Source organism: Geobacillus sp. FSL W8-0026, assembly GCF_037966255.1.
Classification (GTDB): domain Bacteria; phylum Bacillota; class Bacilli; order Bacillales; family Anoxybacillaceae; genus Geobacillus; species Geobacillus icigianus.
This window is the reverse complement of the sequence record NZ_CP150194.1, coordinates 3,146,815-3,164,641: the sequence shown is the minus strand read 5'-3', so window position 1 is coordinate 3,164,641 and position 17,827 is coordinate 3,146,815. Positions and strand designations below refer to the sequence as shown.

At 55.8% G+C, this 17,827-nt stretch carries 19 protein-coding genes and 1 pseudogene; 19 read left to right on the top strand and 1 reads right to left on the bottom strand.

Features of this window, described 5'->3' with window-relative positions:
* Positions 1-2 precede the first annotated feature (2 nt).
* From uvrA to NST29_RS15890, 9 genes are all read left to right on the top strand, one after another.
* Complete coding sequence (gene uvrA, locus NST29_RS15930; protein WP_033017802.1) at positions 3-2,861, top strand: excinuclease ABC subunit UvrA; 2,859 nt, start codon at positions 3-5, stop codon at positions 2,859-2,861.
* Between the two features lie 128 nt (positions 2,862-2,989).
* On the top strand, positions 2,990-3,316 hold the full coding sequence (locus tag NST29_RS15925; protein ID WP_033017799.1) for a DUF4870 domain-containing protein: 327 nt from the start codon (positions 2,990-2,992) through the stop codon (positions 3,314-3,316).
* Between the two features lie 84 nt (positions 3,317-3,400).
* Positions 3,401-3,763 carry a phage holin family protein gene (locus NST29_RS15920; RefSeq protein ID WP_033017797.1) on the top strand — a complete coding sequence of 121 codons (363 nt, stop codon included), beginning with the start codon at positions 3,401-3,403 and terminating at the stop codon, positions 3,761-3,763.
* 46 nt (positions 3,764-3,809) lie between these two features.
* Positions 3,810-3,941, top strand: coding sequence for a hypothetical protein (locus NST29_RS15915; RefSeq protein ID WP_339232404.1), 132 nt, complete (start codon positions 3,810-3,812; stop codon positions 3,939-3,941).
* Positions 3,942-3,996: 55 nt separating this feature from the next.
* Positions 3,997-4,932, top strand: a complete 936-nt coding sequence (gene hprK / locus NST29_RS15910; protein ID WP_033017792.1) for an HPr(Ser) kinase/phosphatase — start codon at positions 3,997-3,999, stop codon at positions 4,930-4,932.
* 133 nt (positions 4,933-5,065) lie between these two features.
* A complete protein-coding gene (lgt, locus tag NST29_RS15905) occupies positions 5,066-5,878 on the top strand; it encodes a prolipoprotein diacylglyceryl transferase (RefSeq protein ID WP_033017788.1) in 813 nt (270 codons plus the stop codon).
* Between the two features lie 88 nt (positions 5,879-5,966).
* Entirely contained in the window at positions 5,967-6,905 is a 939-nt protein-coding gene (locus NST29_RS15900) for a nucleoside recognition domain-containing protein (RefSeq protein WP_033017785.1), read from the top strand.
* The gene (ppaX, locus tag NST29_RS15895; protein WP_033017784.1) at positions 6,902-7,570 is read left to right on the top strand and encodes a pyrophosphatase PpaX; all 669 of its coding nucleotides are present in this window, start codon (positions 6,902-6,904) and stop codon (positions 7,568-7,570) included. Before NST29_RS15900 ends, ppaX begins: the two co-directional genes overlap by 4 nt.
* Positions 7,567-8,064: an acyltransferase gene (locus NST29_RS15890; RefSeq protein ID WP_033017782.1), complete on the top strand. Its 498-nt coding sequence runs from the start codon at positions 7,567-7,569 to the stop codon at positions 8,062-8,064. The genes ppaX and NST29_RS15890 overlap by 4 nt, the downstream gene beginning before the upstream one ends.
* Before the next feature lie 284 nt (positions 8,065-8,348).
* Here the strand turns inward: NST29_RS15890 and NST29_RS15885 are convergent.
* Positions 8,349-8,579, bottom strand: a pseudogene (locus NST29_RS15885) (IS701 family transposase); the annotation flags it as partial.
* Positions 8,580-8,601: 22 nt separating this feature from the next.
* Between NST29_RS15885 and NST29_RS15880 the strand changes: the two are divergent.
* The 10 genes from NST29_RS15880 to hisIE all read left to right on the top strand — a co-directional run bounded on the left by NST29_RS15880 (position 8,602) and on the right by hisIE (position 17,713).
* Positions 8,602-9,210: a VanZ family protein gene (locus tag NST29_RS15880; protein WP_227456669.1), complete on the top strand. Its 609-nt coding sequence runs from the start codon at positions 8,602-8,604 to the stop codon at positions 9,208-9,210.
* Positions 9,211-10,141: 931 nt separating this feature from the next.
* Positions 10,142-10,390 carry a hypothetical protein gene (locus tag NST29_RS15875; protein ID WP_033021539.1) on the top strand — a complete coding sequence of 83 codons (249 nt, stop codon included), beginning with the start codon at positions 10,142-10,144 and terminating at the stop codon, positions 10,388-10,390.
* A 67-nt stretch (positions 10,391-10,457) separates the two neighbouring features.
* Entirely contained in the window at positions 10,458-11,642 is a 1,185-nt protein-coding gene (locus NST29_RS15870; protein ID WP_033021536.1) for an ATP phosphoribosyltransferase regulatory subunit, read from the top strand.
* A 160-nt stretch (positions 11,643-11,802) separates the two neighbouring features.
* A complete protein-coding gene (hisG, locus tag NST29_RS15865) occupies positions 11,803-12,426 on the top strand; it encodes an ATP phosphoribosyltransferase (RefSeq protein WP_033021543.1) in 624 nt (207 codons plus the stop codon).
* A gap of 83 nt (positions 12,427-12,509) precedes the next feature.
* Positions 12,510-13,793 carry a histidinol dehydrogenase gene (gene hisD, locus NST29_RS15860; RefSeq protein ID WP_033021534.1) on the top strand — a complete coding sequence of 428 codons (1,284 nt, stop codon included), beginning with the start codon at positions 12,510-12,512 and terminating at the stop codon, positions 13,791-13,793.
* A complete protein-coding gene (gene hisB, locus NST29_RS15855; RefSeq protein WP_031407121.1) occupies positions 13,793-14,380 on the top strand; it encodes an imidazoleglycerol-phosphate dehydratase HisB in 588 nt (195 codons plus the stop codon). Before hisD ends, hisB begins: the two co-directional genes overlap by 1 nt.
* 552 nt (positions 14,381-14,932) lie before the next feature.
* A complete protein-coding gene (gene hisH / locus NST29_RS15850; RefSeq protein WP_033021527.1) occupies positions 14,933-15,574 on the top strand; it encodes an imidazole glycerol phosphate synthase subunit HisH in 642 nt (213 codons plus the stop codon).
* Positions 15,574-16,311, top strand: coding sequence for a 1-(5-phosphoribosyl)-5-[(5-phosphoribosylamino)methylideneamino]imidazole-4-carboxamide isomerase (hisA, locus tag NST29_RS15845; protein ID WP_033021524.1), 738 nt, complete (start codon positions 15,574-15,576; stop codon positions 16,309-16,311). The genes hisH and hisA overlap by 1 nt, the downstream gene beginning before the upstream one ends.
* Entirely contained in the window at positions 16,308-17,066 is a 759-nt protein-coding gene (hisF, locus tag NST29_RS15840) for an imidazole glycerol phosphate synthase subunit HisF (RefSeq protein ID WP_033021521.1), read from the top strand. The genes hisA and hisF overlap by 4 nt, the downstream gene beginning before the upstream one ends.
* Positions 17,063-17,713 (top strand): bifunctional phosphoribosyl-AMP cyclohydrolase/phosphoribosyl-ATP diphosphatase HisIE, encoded by a 651-nt coding sequence (gene hisIE, locus NST29_RS15835; RefSeq protein ID WP_033021520.1) that lies wholly within the window; start codon positions 17,063-17,065, stop codon positions 17,711-17,713. The genes hisF and hisIE overlap by 4 nt, the downstream gene beginning before the upstream one ends.
* The last annotated feature ends 114 nt before the right edge of the window (positions 17,714-17,827 follow it).

Genomic DNA, 17,827 nt, shown 5'->3' with positions numbered 1-17,827 from the left:
GAATGGAGAAAATTATCATCAAAGGGGCGCGCGCCCATAACTTAAAAAACATTGACGTCGAAATCCCGCGCGGCAAGCTTGTTGTGTTGACCGGGCTGTCGGGTTCGGGAAAGTCGTCGCTGGCGTTTGATACGATTTACGCGGAAGGGCAGCGGCGCTACGTCGAATCGTTGTCGGCGTACGCCCGCCAGTTTTTAGGGCAGATGGACAAGCCGGATGTCGATGCGATCGAAGGATTGTCGCCGGCCATTTCGATCGACCAAAAGACGACAAGCCGCAACCCGCGTTCCACGGTCGGCACGGTGACGGAAATTTACGACTACTTGCGGCTGTTGTTCGCCCGTATCGGCCGGCCGTTCTGCCCGACGCATGGCATCGAAATTCAATCGCAGACGATCGAGCAAATGGTCGACCGGCTGCTCGCGTACCCGGAGCGGACGAAAATGCAAATTTTGGCGCCGATCGTCTCGGGGCGAAAAGGGACGCACGCCAAGACATTGGAGGATATTCGCAAGCAAGGGTATGTGCGCGTCCGCATTGACGGCGAGATGCGCGAGTTAACGGAAGACATCGAACTGGAAAAAAACAAAAAGCATTCGATTGAGGTCGTCGTCGACCGGATTGTGATGAAAGACGGCATCGCGGCAAGGCTCGCTGACTCGTTGGAGACAGCCTTGAAGCTCGCCGACGGCAAAGTCATCGTCGATGTGATCGGCGAAGGAGAGCTCTTGTTCAGCGAAAAGCACGCTTGCCCGTATTGCGGCTTTTCGATCGGGGAGCTTGAGCCGCGCTTGTTCTCGTTCAACAGCCCGTTTGGCGCCTGCCCGGATTGCGACGGGCTCGGGGCGAAGCTCGAAGTCGATCCCGACCTTGTCATCCCGAACGATGAATTGACATTGAAGGAGCACGCCATCGCTCCGTGGGAGCCGCAAAGCTCGCAATATTACCCGCAGCTGCTCGAAGCCGTGTGCCGCCATTACGGCATCCCGATGGACGTGCCGGTGAAAGATTTGCCAAAAGAGCAGCTCGATAAAATTTTGCACGGCAGCGGCGGGGAAGTCATTCATTTTCGCTATACGAACGATTTCGGCCAAGTGCGTGAACAGTACATCGAGTTTGAAGGGGTTTTGCGCAACATCGAGCGCCGCTACCGCGAGACAAGCTCCGATTACATCCGCGAGCAGATGGAAAAGTATATGGCCGAACAGCCGTGCCCGACGTGCCAAGGCTACCGGCTGAAAAAAGAAAGCCTCGCCGTCTTGGTCAGCGGCAAGCATATCGGCGAAGTCACCGCCATGTCGGTGACCGAAGCGCTCGCCTTTTTTGACGGTCTCGAGTTGACGGAAAAAGAAGCGCAAATCGCCCGCCTCATTTTGCGTGAAATTCGCGACCGGCTCGGCTTTTTGCAAAACGTCGGCCTCGACTATTTGACGCTCAGCCGCTCGGCGGGCACGCTTTCCGGCGGCGAGGCGCAGCGCATCCGCTTGGCGACGCAAATCGGCTCGCGGCTGACCGGCGTCTTGTACGTGCTCGACGAGCCGTCGATCGGCCTGCATCAGCGCGACAACGACCGGCTGATCGCGACGTTACAAAACATGCGCGACCTCGGCAATACGCTCATTGTCGTCGAACATGACGAAGATACGATGCTCGCGGCCGACTATTTGATTGACATCGGTCCGGGGGCGGGCATCCACGGCGGCGAGGTCGTCGCGGCCGGCACGCCGGAAGAGGTGATGAACGATCCGAACTCACTCACCGGCCAATATTTATCGGGGAAAAAATTCATCCCGCTTCCGGCCGAACGGCGCCAGCCGGACGGACGGTGGCTCGAGGTGATCGGCGCCCGCGAGCACAACTTGAAAAACGTCTCGGTGAGCATCCCGCTCGGCACGTTCGTCGCCGTCACCGGGGTGTCGGGCTCGGGCAAAAGCACGCTTGTGAACGAAGTGCTTTATAAGGCGCTGGCGCAAAAGCTGCACCGGGCGAAAGCGAAACCGGGGGAACATCGCGGCATCCGCGGGCTTGAGCATCTCGACAAAGTGATTGACATCGACCAATCGCCGATCGGACGCACCCCGCGGTCGAATCCGGCCACGTACACCGGGGTGTTTGATGACATCCGCGACGTGTTTGCCGCCACGAACGAAGCGAAAGTGCGCGGCTACAAAAAAGGGCGCTTCAGCTTCAACGTCAAAGGCGGGCGCTGCGAGGCGTGCCATGGCGATGGGATCATCAAAATTGAAATGCACTTTTTGCCGGACGTGTACGTCCCGTGCGAAGTATGCCACGGCAAACGGTACAACCGCGAAACGCTTGAGGTGACGTACAAAGGAAAAAACATCGCCGACGTGCTGGACATGACGGTCGAAGATGCGCTGGACTTTTTCGCTTCAATCCCGAAAATCAAACGCAAGCTCGCGACGCTGTACGATGTCGGCCTCGGCTATATGAAGCTTGGCCAGCCGGCGACGACGCTCTCCGGCGGCGAGGCGCAGCGCGTCAAGCTCGCTGCCGAGCTGCACCGGCGCTCGAACGGTCGGACGCTCTACATTTTGGACGAGCCGACGACCGGGCTGCACGTCGACGACATCGCCCGGCTGCTTGATGTGCTTCACCGGCTCGTGGACAACGGCGATACGGTGCTCGTCATCGAACATAACTTGGACGTCATTAAAACGGCCGATTACATCATTGACCTAGGTCCGGAAGGTGGCGACCGCGGCGGGCAAATTGTCGCGGCCGGCACGCCGGAACACGTGGCCGAGGTCGAAGCTTCCTACACTGGCCGCTATTTGAAACCGATTTTGGAACGCGACCGGGCGCGCATGCAGGCGCGGTATGAGGCGGCAAAGGCGTAACGCTTTTGCCGCTTTTTTCAACCCGCGATGGAGGGAGTGGCTGCGCCGTCTTTTTTTTTCAACGGCGGGAAACTTCCCCTGATGATGATCGTATATACAAAACGAACACGTGGGAAAGGGGATTGTCAATGTCAACGAATAAAATGGTATCAGCGCTTTGTTATTTTAGCGTCTTTTTCGCGCCATTGCTTTTGCCGATCGTCGTTTATTTCGTCGTTGAGGATATGGAAGTGAAACGCCATGCGAAGCGGTCGCTCGTGTCGCATTTGATTCCGGCCGCCACCATTGTCTTGTTCATCTCCTTCGCCGCCTCGCCGCTCTTGTTTGGCCATTGGAACGAGGGGTCGTTCTTGTTTGGCAGTGGGGTCGTGTGGCTTGGCTTTCTTGTGGCCGGAGGGGTGAACCTTGTGGTTGTGATTTGGAATGTCATTAAAGGGATTCAAGTGATAAAATAGAAATGATGATGGCTGTCGGTTCAAGGCGACATAGGCGGATGATGGCGTTTCAACGCGGAAGATTACAGAAAAGATGGTGAGGCCATGCTCAATTGGTTGATCGGAGTTGTCGTAAATACGGTGTTGTTAATGGCGATTGACGGTTATTTTGATGACATTCATTTCAGCGGGGTGGGGGCGGCGTTTGTGGCCAGCCTCATTTTGGCGGTGCTTAACGCCGTCGTCCGCCCAGTCCTCATTTTATTGACGCTGCCGGTAACGGTGTTAACGCTCGGTTTGTTTTTGTTTGTGATCAACGCCATCACGCTTATGATGACGGCCGGGTTGATGGGAGATGCGTTTCAAATCGGCGGTTTTGGCACCGCGCTGCTCGCGTCGATCGTGTTGTCGTTTTTCCATTTGCTTGTGCAAAAGGCGATTATTGAGCCGCTGCGCGACCGCTCGTAACGGAAGCGCGATCGATGAAAGGGGCGCCGTCGTTTTCTGCGGCGGCGTGAATCGATCGAGACGCGGAACGGAGCGGCGCTTAGACGGTGCGTTGCGCATCGTTTCGGTTCGACGGGGGCTGAATCGGGACGGGGAAGCCGTCCCGATTTTGTTTTCGCCGTTGTTTTCCATTCAATGACGAAACGAAACGTGCTACAATGGAAAAAGATGAGGAAAGGGGAGAAAGGCCGAGTATGCCAAAAGTGCGGACGAAAGACATCATCGAACAGTTCCAGCTCGAGCTCGTCAGCGGCGCTGAGGGCATTTACCGCCCGATTACGACGAGCGACTTGTCGCGGCCGGGCATTGAGATGGCCGGCTATTTCGCTTATTATCCGGCCGAGCGCTTGCAGCTGCTTGGGCGGACCGAGCTGTCGTTTTACGAAACGTTGACGCCGGAAGAAAAACGGTCGCGGATGGAGCGGCTTTGCACCGACATTACGCCGGGGATCGTCGTTTCGCGCGGGCTTGAAGTGCCGCCCGAACTGATCGAAGCGTCCGAGCGCCAGTCGGTGCCGGTGATGCGTTCAACGATGAAAACGACCCGGCTCTCAAGCCGATTGACAAACTATTTGGAAAGCAAGCTCGCCCCTACGACCGCGGTGCATGGAGTGCTGGTCGATGTGTATGGGGTCGGTGTATTGATCACCGGCAAAAGCGGCGTCGGCAAGAGCGAGACGGCGCTGGAGCTCGTGAAGCGCGGCCACCGCTTGGTCGCCGACGATTGCGTGGAAATCCGCCAAGAAGACGAGGACACGTTGGTCGGCAGCGCGCCCGAATTGATCGAGCATTTGCTGGAAATTCGCGGGCTTGGCATCATCAATATGATGACGCTGTTCGGCGCAGGAGCGGTGCGGACGCATAAGCGCATCTCGCTCGTCATCGATTTGGAGCTGTGGGATCCGGAAAAGCAGTACGACCGGCTCGGGCTCGAGGAAGAAAAAGTAAAAATATTGGATACCGAACTGCCGAAACTGACCATTCCGGTCCGCCCCGGCCGCAACTTAGCCGTCATTGTGGAAGTGGCGGCGATGAACTTCCGGTTAAAACGCATGGGCGTCAACGCCGCTGAGGAGTTTTCGGCGCGCTTGAGCGATGCCATCGAGGATGGAGCGCCCGATTACGAGTAACGGTGGACCGCGAACGGGGACGGTGGCGGGAGACAACGGCGTTCCCCGTGATTTAAGCCGTCTTCGTGTGCATTGGAGGCATCTTGAGCGCGGCATTCGTCCTTGCCTGATACGCACCATAGGAGGTGGAAAGATGGAGTCTGCGATTCAGCCGCTTGACCGCGTGTTTTTGCACCTTGGTCCAATTACAATATATTGGTATGGCGTCATTATCGGCACCGGCGTTTTGATCGGGCTGTGGCTCGCGACGCGCGAAGGGGTGCGGCGCGGCTTGCCGAAAGAGACGTTTGTCGATTTGGTGCTGTTTGCTGTGCCGATCGCCATTGTCTGCGCGCGGACGTACTACGTGCTGTTTGAATGGAACTATTATTCAAAGCATCTTTCTGAGATTCCGAAAATCTGGGAAGGAGGCCTTGCCATTCACGGAGGGTTGATCGGGGCCGTGGCGACCGGCGCGGTGTTCGCCCGCGTGCGCGGGCTGTCGTTTTGGAAGCTTGCTGATATTGCCGCCCCGAGCATCATTTTAGGGCAGGCGATCGGGCGCTGGGGCAACTTTATGAATCAGGAGGCGCACGGCGGTCCGGTGTCGCGCGCGTTTTTGGAAAACTTACATTTGCCCGATTGGATCATCAATCAAATGTATATTGACGGCCGTTATTGGCATCCGACTTTTTTGTATGAGTCGCTTTGGAACCTCGCCGGCTTTTTTGTGCTTCTTTGGCTGCGGCGCGTCAATTTGCGGCGCGGCGAGCTGTTTTTGTCCTATTTGATTTGGTATTCGGTGGGCCGCTTCTGGATTGAAGGGATGCGCACCGACAGCTTGATGCTGGCCGGCAGTCTGCGCGCGGCCCAAGTCGTATCCGTGACGTTGATCGTGCTGTCGATCGCGCTGTGGATCGTGCGCCGGGCGAAAGGATGGGCCGAAGCAAGATATCAAGACGAGTAACCGCCCTAGTCCGTTGACGGGTGACTAGGGAAAGGGGCGGCGAAAAGGCCGCACGGCGGCATGAAGACAAGCGAAGGAGAGAGGAGATATGATCGGAACATTGCAGCGCGGCGTCATCGCCGGGTTGAAGACGTCATGGGCGCTCGGCAAAATCATTTTTCCGGTGACGCTCGTTTTGGCGTTATTGCAGCCGACGCCTTTATTTTCATGGCTGATCGACTTTGTCACTCCCCTGATGAAGTGGGTTGGCTTATCCGGCGATGCGGCCGTGCCGCTGGTGCTCGGCAATCTGCTCGGGTTGTACGCGGCGATCGGGGCGATGCTGACGATTGAGTTTACGGTGAAAGAAGTATTGATTTTGGCGATCATGCTTTCTTTTTCCCATAACTTGATCGTCGAGTCTTCCGTCGCCTCGCGCACGGGAATGAGCGTTTGGCTCATGCTCGCCGTGCGCATTGGCTTGGCCGTTGTATCCGGGTTGCTGATCGCTCATTTATGGGACGGGGGGCATGAGGCCGCCCAATACGGCTTTATAACACATGAGGCTGCACCGCCGGTCGGCTGGGGGGCGATCGCGTTGGCGGCGCTGAAAAAAGCGGCCACCGGCATCGTGCAGCTGGTCGCGATTGTTATTCCGCTAATGACGATCATTCAAGTGTTGAAAGAACGCCACTGGATTGAGACGTTTTCGCGCTGGATGGCGCCGGTGACCAAGATGCTCGGCATGAGCACGAACACGTCGCTCACGCTCGCGGCCGGCTTTGTGTTCGGCCTCGCGTATGGGGCGGGGGTGATGATTCAGGCGGCGAAAGAAGACGGCGTCTCGAAGCGCGATTTGACGTTGGCGTTTATTTTTCTCGTTTCTTGCCATGCCGTTGTCGAGGACACGCTCATTTTCGTTCCACTTGGCATCCCGGTCTGGCCGTTGTTGGTCATTCGCCTCGTTACGGCCGTGCTGTTGACGATGGCGGTCGCATTCCTTTGGCGCCGTTTTGAACACCCGATGAGAAAGGAAGCCGCATCATGACGATTCGCACGATTTTATTTGACCTTGACGGAACGTTGATTGATACGAATGAGCTGATCATCCAGTCGTTTTTGCATACGCTGGAGAAATATTATCCGGGCCGCTACGGGCGTGAGGACGTCTTGCCGTTCATCGGCCCGTCGCTGTATGAGACGTTCAGCTCGCTCGATCCGGAGCGGGTTGAGGAGATGGTGAAGACGTATCGCACGTTCAACCACGCTCGCCATGACGAATTGATCCGTGAGTTTGACACGGTGTATGAGACGATCGAAACGCTGCACCGCCATGGATTTCGCCTTGGCGTCGTAACGACGAAAATGCATGACACGGCGCTCATGGGCTTGCGAAAAACGCGGCTTGAGCCGTTTTTCTCATGCGTCATTGGTCTTGATGACGTCAGCCGCCCTAAGCCGGACCCCGAACCGATTCATAAGGCGCTTGAGGCGCTTCAGTCGAAACCGGACGAAGCGCTGATGGTCGGCGACAACTACCACGACATTTTGGCCGGCAAAAACGCCGGTGTCAAAACGGCCGGCGTCGCTTGGGCGATTAAAGGGCGCAGGTATTTGGAACAATATGAACCGGACTATATGTTGGAAAAAATGAGCGATTTGCTGGCCATTGTCGGCATCAACGAACGGAAGGAGGAAGCGTCCTCCCGGTGAGACGAACGACCAAATACCCCGTCTGCGGGGCGAACTCGCTCTGGCAATTGTACCGCACTGTCTCGTTTTGGAAAGTGCTGAAAAACGTGATCGTGATCCAAATCGGGCGCTACACGCCGTTTTTGCCGCTGAAAAACTGGCTGTACCGTACGTTTCTCGGCATGAAGATCGGCGAGCAAACGGCGCTTGCCTTTATGGTCATGCCGGATATTCTCTTCCCGGAAAAAATCCGCATCGGCCGCAACTGCGTCATCGGCTACAACACGACGATTCTTGCCCACGAATATTTAGTGGACGAATATCGCCTCGGCGATGTGGTGATCGGCGATGAGGTGATGATCGGCGCCAATTCGACCATTTTGCCCGGCGTCGTGATCGGCGACCGCGCCGTCGTCGCCGCCGGCACCATCGTCCATCAAGACGTCCCGCCCGGAGCCATGGTCGCCGGCTGCCCGATGCGCATCGTCCGCACGAACGAACCGCCTTCCGAGTAACGGGGGCGGTTTTCCATTTTGAAATAGGAAAAAATGAAAGAAACGAAAAAACAGAGAGTCTGTTTTTTGTCCCCTATAAGTTAAACCTTCCAGTCGGATTTATATAGGATCAATGATGAAAATATGAAACTTTAGGTGGCAGAACAAAAAATTGTTGATTTTATTCTTTATTTTATTTTACAATATATGCAGATATTCCTTTTTATAGAGATAAATTGATTTTTTATTACAATAATTTTTGCGATTAAAAAGACTAATAGGATCCCTTTGGCGACATGGAGCTGTTCAATGGGAATCTTTTGCATTGCGCGGTCACCAATGAACCCGACGACGTGAAATCTTTCCGCGACCAAAGAAGCTCCAGTCCAGCGGAAAGGATTTGTTGAGATTCGGCAATGTTGTACACGCAAGAGGACAGCACCACTGCTCCATACCGTTTCACCGCCCAAATGTGGCGAATCCGATAGCATAAGCTCCAGTTGATCTTTCGTCTGCTGGAAAAAGCATTTGATCGTCCCTGCAGTAAAATAAAAAACGATGTTTGGGGGGAGTTGTTTGTTAACCTTCGATATCCCAATAGTTTTCTTGTTTTTTATTCCTTTAGTTGTTTTGCTTATTAGACGAAATTATAAAAATATACCATTTTCTAAAAGTTTAATTTTTGTTATTTTTTACATCCATGTTGTTGTTGTTATTGGTATTACCTTGTTCCCCATTCCCTTCCAAAAGGAGTTGTTACATGACTTAAAAGCAAGTCATATCGAGAGCTCAATAAATTTCGTTCCCTTTTTATCTATTATTAAAATATTATCGTTACACTCAATTGGAACAGGTTTCGCACAAATTGGGGGCAACTTTTTGTTGCTACTTCCTCTAGGAATATATCTGCCACTTTTATTTTATAGAGTGAATAGCTTTAAAAGAGTATCTTTCATTGTTTGTTTATGCTCATTCATGATTGAATCTATGCAGTTTTTCATTTCTTTGATATTAAATTATCATTATAAAGCAGTAGATGTCGATGATGTGATATTGAACACATTGGGGGGACAATTTGGTTACCTCATATATCGGATCACGATTCCTTCAATTGAAAGGAATGTTGATTTATCACGTTTTACAAACAACTTGAGATTCAAGGAATAGCTTATCATTTCGTCCCGCCCGGGGCGGTGGCCGCGGGCTGCCCGATGCGCATCGTTCGCACGAACGAACCGCCTTCCGATTGAACGGGGCGGGTTTTGGTTTGGAAAAATGAGGGGCCAGAAAAAGTGAGGGAATTGTTTACCTGAGTTCGACGATCACTAGGCAAACAAAATTCCTCCCATCCCCATCACCTTCGCTTTCGTCCATTTGGCCTTCGGATCCTATTCGTTGTGAGCAAGCTGGAGATACGCTACGGTCGTTCCGTCTTTGTTTTTGCGTGTGGCTCGTCGCATGTACATGCCTATATGATAAACGATATTGGGCTTTTCATGTCTAACCTGTTTAGGTGAGAATGGGAATAACAACTTTCGGTGAAGGTGTATAAGGGAGAGTTCACAAGATGCAAAGTCAGCGAAACACGTAAAAAGCCGTCCCACAACGGGACGGCTTTTCCTTTTGGACCGCACATGCGGCGTTCAGTTAAAAAATATTTTTGGCCGCACTTGAGTTCAAGGAACTCAAAGGGCATTATTTATCGTATGCTTGTTTTCCGAATCTTATGAAAAGAAAATTTGACAGAAGTGTCAAGAACGGTTTTCTGGATCTTCTCTAAGTTTAGTGTACATCCTACAGATTTTTTCGTCAATCAGGTCCATTTGTTCGCTTGTTAATTTGAAAACGCCGTCCTTTGCTTTTTTAGGTTTGAAAATGCGAATTTTGCTTATAGGCTGCATTTGGTTTGGAATGGCCACTGCCTTTTGGTGTGAGATCGACAACACCCTGCATGGATGTCCTTGATGGCTGTCTCCGTCATGCGGGAGGACATCACGAAGTTGACATGGCGCGTCAACACTGATTTTTTAGAATGAAATATGGGGTATCTTGAGTCTAGCCTTTGATCTATATTTTACGTAAAAAGGATGCAAATATGATGATGAAGTGGTATCAACGTTCGTTTTTCCAACCACCGCCAATCGACCCGAACCGAAACGAAGAGTCATTTCGACTGCAGCCGATCGAGTTGGACAGTGATAAGCCTCCCTTTTCGACGCTTGCCCAGTTTTTCCTTACCGAGCATGTGCTGTATGATGTGCCTGAATTGGTCACGGTCATCCCGATTCCAAACCGATTTGTTGTTGATGGCGCGTTTCCTCTTGACGCTATGGCCGCAAAGGAGTAAACTACTAATAACTTCACTTCTCTACCATATTAGCAAACTAAAGTATTTTGATAAAGGGCGTGGGGACATGGCAAAAAGGCTGTTCATGTTTGAGAAACCGTTAGGCATGCGCGATACGCTGCCGTTTTTATATGAAATGAAAAAGCAGGTGCGCTCGGTGATGGCGGAAGAAATCGAGCGCTGGGGCTATGAGTTTATCGAAACGCCGACGCTTGAGTATTATGAAACGGTCGGCGCGGCGTCGGCGATCGCCGATCATCGGCTGTTTAAGCTCTTGGACCAGCAAGGGCACACGCTCGTACTGCGGCCCGATATGACGGCGCCGATCGCCCGCGTGGCGGCGTCAAGGCTGTATGAGGACGGCAACCCGCTCCGGTTGGCGTACAACGCCAACGTGTTTCGCGCCCAGCAGCGCGAAGGCGGGCGGCCAGCGGAGTTTGAGCAGATCGGCGTCGAGCTGATCGGCGATGGCACGGTGGCGGCCGACGCCGAGGTGATCAGCTTAATGGCCGCACTGCTGAAGCGCGTAGGGCTTGGCCGCTTTTCGGTGGCCATCGGCCATATCGGTTATGTCAATGCGCTCTTTTTGGAGATTTTAGGGAATGAAGAGCGGGCGAGTGTGCTGCGCCGCTTCTTATATGAAAAAAATTATGTCGGCTATCGCGAGCATGTGAAGTCGCTGCCGCTTTCGTCGATCGATCAAAAGCGGCTGTTGGATCTTCTTTCCTTGCGCGGCGGCCGCGAGGCGATCGAAGCGGCGAAAGCGCTGGCTTCGAGCGGGGAAGGGCAGCAAGCCGCCGATGAGGTGGCCTCTCTGTTTGCGGCGCTTGAGACGTATGGGGTGGCCGAGGCGGTGAAGCTCGATATGGCGTTGGTCAGCCATATGAGCTATTACACCGGCATTTTGTTTGAAGTGTACGCCGAGCAAGTGGGATTCCCGATCGGCAACGGCGGGCGGTATGATGAGTTGCTGGCGAAGTTTTCCCGCCCGGCGCCGGCGACGGGGTTTGGCCTGCGCATCGATCGGCTGATCGAGGCGGTTGGCGAGACGGATGTGCGCGAGGAGATCGAGTGCATCGTGTTCAGCCAAGAGCGGTTGGCGGAGGCGGTCGAGCTCGCCGAGGCGAAACGGGCGGAAGGGCGCCGCGTCGTCTTGCAGCATATCGCCGGCATTCGCGATATTGACGCCTACAGCCAGCGCTATCGGTCGATCGTCTATTTGCTTGGCCGAAGCGGGCGCGAGGGGCAATGAGCGTCACGACGTGGGAGAACGCGGACAACAGCCATTCAACCCGCTGGTTCGCACCTGCGGACGGGCGTGCCGCAATCTTTAAAGGGATGGCGGTTTGACGGAAGGGGCGTTAGCGAGAGCGTGGCGCTGACGCATGACGACAAGCAGGGAGGAAGACGGGATGCTGACGATTGCGATGCCGAAAGGACGCATTTTTGACGAGGCGGTCGAGCTGCTGCGCCGAGCGGATTATGCGCTGCCGCCGGAGTTTGCCGAATCGCGCAAGCTCGTCATTGATGTCACTGAGGAACAAATGCGCTTTATTTTGGCGAAACCGATGGATGTGGTGACGTATGTGGAACACGGGGTGGCGGATTTAGGCATAGCGGGAAAAGATGTCTTAATGGAGGAAGAACGAAACGTCTATGAGTTGCTCGATTTGCGCATCAGCCGCTGCCATCTGGCCGTCGCCGGGCTGCCCGGCGTCAAGATGAATGAAATCGCCCCAAGGGTGGCGACGAAATATCCGAACATCGCGTCGACGTATTTTCGCGAACAAGGCGAGCAAGTGGAAATCATCCGCCTGAACGGATCGATTGAACTCGCTCCGCTCATAGGTCTAGCCGACCGGATTGTGGACATCGTTTCCACGGGGCGGACGTTGAAAGAAAACGGGCTTGTCGAGCTTGAACGAATCGCCGAGGTGACGTCGCGCCTGATTGCCAATCCGGCTAGCTACCGGTTAAACAGCGGGGAGATCGAGCGGCTGGTCGATCGGCTCGCGGCGGTCATTCCCGAGCGGTGAGGCAAACGGAACGGTGCATAGACGAGAGACGCAAAAGACGGGGAAAGCGTCCAAAAAGCCATCGGATGGAAAGGAGAAAAGCCATGAAAATCGAACGAATCCAAGGCGGCGTCTCGCTAAGGCGGACGATTGAAAGCGGAACGGAGGAGCAGCGCCGAGCCGTGCTCGATATCATCGCCGCGGTGCGCGCCCGGGGCGATGCGGCGCTGAAAGAATATACGGAACGGTTTGACGGCGTCACGCTGGATTCGCTGCGGGTGACGGAAGCGGAAATGGAGCGCGCGCATGCGTCCATGAGCGCAGAGACGCTGGAGATCATTCGCGAAGCGGCGGCCCACATTCGCGCCTATCACGAGCGGCAAAAGCGCCAATCATGGTGGATGACGAACGAAGACGGCACGATTCTCGGGCAAAAGGTGACGCCGCTTGACGCCGTCGGGCTGTATGTGCCGGGCGGGACGGCCGCCTATCCGTCGTCCGTGCTGATGAACGTCATTCCTGCGCAAGTGGCGGGAGTGAAGCGGATTGTCATCACCTCGCCGCCAAACAAAAACGGCACGCTGCCGGCTGGGGTGCTGGCGGCGGCGTATGAACTTGGGGTGGCGGAAATTTACAAAGTCGGCGGCGCGCAGGCGATCGCGGCGCTGGCGTATGGAACGGAAACGATTCGGCCGGTCGATAAAATTTTCGGACCGGGCAACATTTATGTGGCGTTGGCGAAACGGGAAGTGTTCGGGCATGTGGCGATCGACATGATCGCCGGGCCGAGCGAAATTGTTGTGCTCGCGGATGAGACGGCCCGCCCGGATGAGATTGCGGCGGATTTGTTGTCACAGGCCGAGCATGACGTGCGGGCGTCAGCCATCTTGGTGACGCCGTCAATGAAGCTCGCCTTGGCGGTGGCGAGCGAGGTGGAACGGCAGCTTGAGACGCTGCCGCGCCGCGAGATCGCCCAAGCGGCGCTGGAAACCTACGGGGCCATTTATGTGACCGAGACGCTTGATGAGGCCGTTGAGGCGGTCAATGAGCTGGCGCCCGAGCATTTGGAAGTGATGACGGCGGATCCAATGGCGCTGTTAGGGAAACTTCGCCATGCCGGGGCGATGTTTTTTGGCCGCTTCAGCTCTGAGCCGGTCGGCGACTATTTCGCCGGGCCGAACCACGTGCTGCCAACCAACGGCACGGCCAGATTCTCAAGCGGCTTGAGCGTCGATGAGTTTGTGAAAAAATCAAGCGTGATCGTTTACAGTGAAGCCGCCTTGAAACAACATGGCGACAAAATCGCCGCGTTTGCCCGCCTCGAGGGGCTGGAGGCGCACGCGCGCGCCATTGAGATGCGGCTGAAACGAGAAAGAGGGGAACGATAATGGCGAGAGAGGCGACGATCGCAAGAACGACGAAGGAGACAAGCATTCAGCTGACGTTTTCGCTAGACGGTGAAGGGAAGACGGAGCTCGAGACCGGCGTGCCGTTTTTGACCCATATGCTTGATTTGTTTGCGAAACACGGCCAGTTTGACTTGTTTGTTGACGCGAAAGGCGATACGCATATTGACGATCACCATACGACCGAAGATATCGGCATTTGCCTCGGACAGGCGATCAAAGAAGCGCTCGGCGACAAAAAAGGAATCAAGCGGTACGGCCACGCGTTTGTGCCGATGGACGATGCGCTGGCACAAGTCGTGATTGATCTAAGCAACCGCCCGCATTTGGAATTTCGCGGCGAATTTCCGGCGGCGAAAGTCGGCACGTTCGATGTCGAGCTTGTGCATGAGTTTTTATGGAAGCTGGCGCTAGAGGCGCGGATGAACTTGCATGTCATCGTTCATTACGGGCGCAATACCCACCATATGATCGAAGCGGTGTTTAAAGCGCTCGGACGGGCGCTCGATGAAGCGACGATGGTCGACCCGCGCGTCAAAGGCGTCCCATCGACGAAAGGGATGCTCTAACCGATCGAAGGCGGCGCTTCCTGCGGGGAAAGCTTCGCGAGCGCAGGGAAGGCGTCCGGATCGAGGCGGCGCTCCCCGTGGGGAAAGGTTTCGCGAGCGCAGGGAAGGCATCCGGATCGAGGGCGGCGTTTCCTGTGGGGAAAAGTTCCACGGATGCAGGGAAGGCGACCGGATCGAGGGGGCGCTCCCCGTGGGGAAAGGTTTCGCGAGCGCAGGGAAGGCATCCGGATCGAGGCGGCGCTCCTGTGGGGAAAGCTTCGCGAGCGCAGGGAAGGTGTCCGGATCGAGGCGGCGCTTCCTATGGGAAAAGCTCCGCGGGTGCAGGGAAGGCGTCCGAATCGAGGGCGGCGCTTCCTGTGGGGAAAGCTTCGCGAGCGCAGGGAAGGTGTCCGGATCGAGGCGGCGCTTCCTATGGGAAAAGCTCCGCGGGTGCAGGGAAGGCGACCGGATGCCAAGGAGAGGTTTGCGCATGAAAGGAGCGCCGTAAAAAGGATGCCGCCATACCGTTATTGAACAAGGGGATGGGCATGGATCAGCGAAGAAAGGAATGGGATGACGATGATCGGGATCATCGACTATGGCATGGGCAACTTATACAGCGTCAGCAAAGCGCTCGAGCGGCTCGGCTGTCCGTATATCGTGAGCGGTGACAACGAGGAGCTAGCGCAGGCGTGCGGGCTCATTTTGCCCGGCGTCGGCTCGTTCCGCGATGCGATGCACATTTTGCGTGAAACCGGGCTGGCCGATTTCATCCGCGCGTCGGCTGAAAACGGCACGCCGTTGCTCGGCATTTGTTTAGGGATGCAGTTGTTGTTTGACGAAAGCGAGGAAAACGGGCCGACAAAAGGGCTCGGGCTGCTTCGCGGCCGCGTCGTCCGCTTTCCGGGCGTGACGGACGACGGCGAGCCGTACAAAGTGCCGCACATGGGCTGGAATCAGCTTCGCTTTCATCGTCCATCGCCGCTTCTTGATGGTGTCGAGGAAGGGCATGTGTATTTTGTCCATTCGTATTACGTCGTCCCGGGCGACGAAGAGGTCGTGCTCGCCAGCAGCGAATACGATGTCGACGTCCCGGCGGTCGTTGGGCGCGGCCACGTGTTTGGCACACAGTTTCACCCGGAAAAAAGCGGCGCGGTCGGCATGCACATCTTGCGCAACTATGTCGGCATCGCCACAGGAAGGGGGAATGGCTGATGGCATCGTTTACGATTTATCCGGCGATCGATATGCGCGGCGATAAATGCGTCCGCCTGCTGCAAGGCGATTACAATAAAGAGACGGTGTACGGCGATTCGCCGGTCGCGATGGCCGAACAGTTCGCCGCCCAAGGGGCGGAGTGGATTCATATGGTCGATTTAGATGGGGCGAAAGAAGGGCGGCGCGTCAACGACCGGTTTGTCATTGAAGCGGCCCGCCGATTTCCAGTGAACGTCCAAGTCGGCGGCGGCATTCGCACCGAGGATGATGTCGCCTACTATTTGGAGCGCGGCGTCGCCCGTGTCATTTTAGGAAGCGCGGCCATTGCCGACCCGCCGTTTGTGAAAGAGATGTTGAAAAAATACGGCCGCCGGATCGCCATCGGCATCGACGCCCGCGACGGTTTCGTGGCGACGGACGGCTGGGTGCAAACATCGAACGTGAAAGCGGAAGAGCTCGGAAGGATGCTTGCCGAGGCGGGGGCGGAGACGTTTATTTTCACCGATATTGCCACCGACGGCACACTGTCGGGGCCCAACATCGCTGCGGCGGTCCGGCTGGCGGAGGCGACGGGAAAAGAAGTGATTGCCTCCGGCGGCGTGCGCTCGCTCGACGATTTGCGCGCGCTTCGCGAATACGCCGGTCAAGGCATCGGCGGGGCGATCGTCGGCAAGGCGCTGTACACCAATCAATTTACGCTCGCGGAAGCGCTGAAGGCGGTGAACGAGCGGTGATTACGAAGCGCATCATCCCGTGCTTGGACGTAAAAGACGGCCGCGTTGTCAAAGGGGTGCAGTTTGTCCAGCTGCGCGATGCCGGCGACCCGGTCGAGCTGGCGAAGGCGTACGATGAGCAAGGAGCGGACGAGCTCGTGTTTTTGGACATTTCCGCCTCGCACGAAGGGCGGAAAACGATGGTCGATGTCGTCGAGCGCGTTGCCGCCCAGCTCGCCATTCCGTTTACGGTCGGGGGCGGCATTCATTCGCTTGATGACATGAAGCGCATGTTGCGCGCCGGGGCGGACAAAGTGTCGCTCAACACGGCCGCGGTGCTCCATCCCGCTTTGATCACCGAAGGGGCGGACTTTTTCGGCTCGCAATGCATCGTCGTCGCCATTGATGCAAAGTACGACCAGGCGCTCGGTTCTTGGCGCGTTTATACGCACGGCGGCCGCAACGCAACAGAATGGGAAGTCGTCGCTTGGGCGAACGAAGCGGTGCGCCTTGGCGCTGGGGAGATTTTGCTGACGAGCATGGATGCCGACGGCGGGAAAAACGGCTTTGACCTCGAGTTGACGCGGCGGGTGAGCGAAGCGGTCCCGGTTCCGGTCATCGCCTCGGGCGGCGCCGGCAAGGCCGAGCATTTTTGGGAAGCGTTCGAAAAAGGAAAAGCGGACGCGGCGCTGGCGGCGTCGATTTTCCATTACAAAGAAACATCGGTTGGTCAAGTGAAGGCGTACTTGAAAGAAAGAGGGGTGAACGTGCGATGACAGCCGACATTCGCTTTGACGACAACGGGCTGGTGCCCGCCATCGTTCAAGACGCGCAAAGCAAAGAAGTGCTCATGCTCGCCTATATGAACAAAGAGTCGCTCGAAAAAACGCTCGCGACGGGGGAAACGTGGTTTTACAGCCGCTCGCGCCAAGCGCTGTGGCATAAAGGGGCGACGTCCGGAAACGTGCAGCGGGTGGTCGACATCCGCTACGACTGCGACGCCGACACGCTCCTCGTGTTGGTGGAACCGGCGGGTCCGGCGTGCCACACGGGGACGTATTCATGCTTTTCCCGTGCGCTTGACGGCGCAGCGCGCACGCCGGCGGCCGACCGGTTCGCGATTTTGCATGAGCTGGAACAAATCATCGCCCAGCGCGACGACGAACGGCCGGAAGGAGCGTATACGACGTATTTGTTTGAAAAAGGCGTCGATAAAATTTTGAAAAAGGTCGGCGAAGAAGCGGCCGAAGTGATCATCGCGGCGAAAAACCGAAGCCACGAGGAGCTGAAATGGGAAGCGGCCGATTTGTTGTACCATTTGCTTGTGCTGTTGCGCGAGCAAAAACTGCCGCTTGACGCGGTGCTGGAGACGCTTGCTGAGCGGCATGCGCAAAAAACAAGCAAAGAGACGAAAAAGGCATAGGCGAGCGGCCAAGCCGGCCTAAAAATCGCGCTTGTTTCTGTTGCGCCGACTGTCAAGAAGCAGGCGATGAATCCGGAAGTTTCTTGCTTATTTTCACTGTTCATATGGTATACT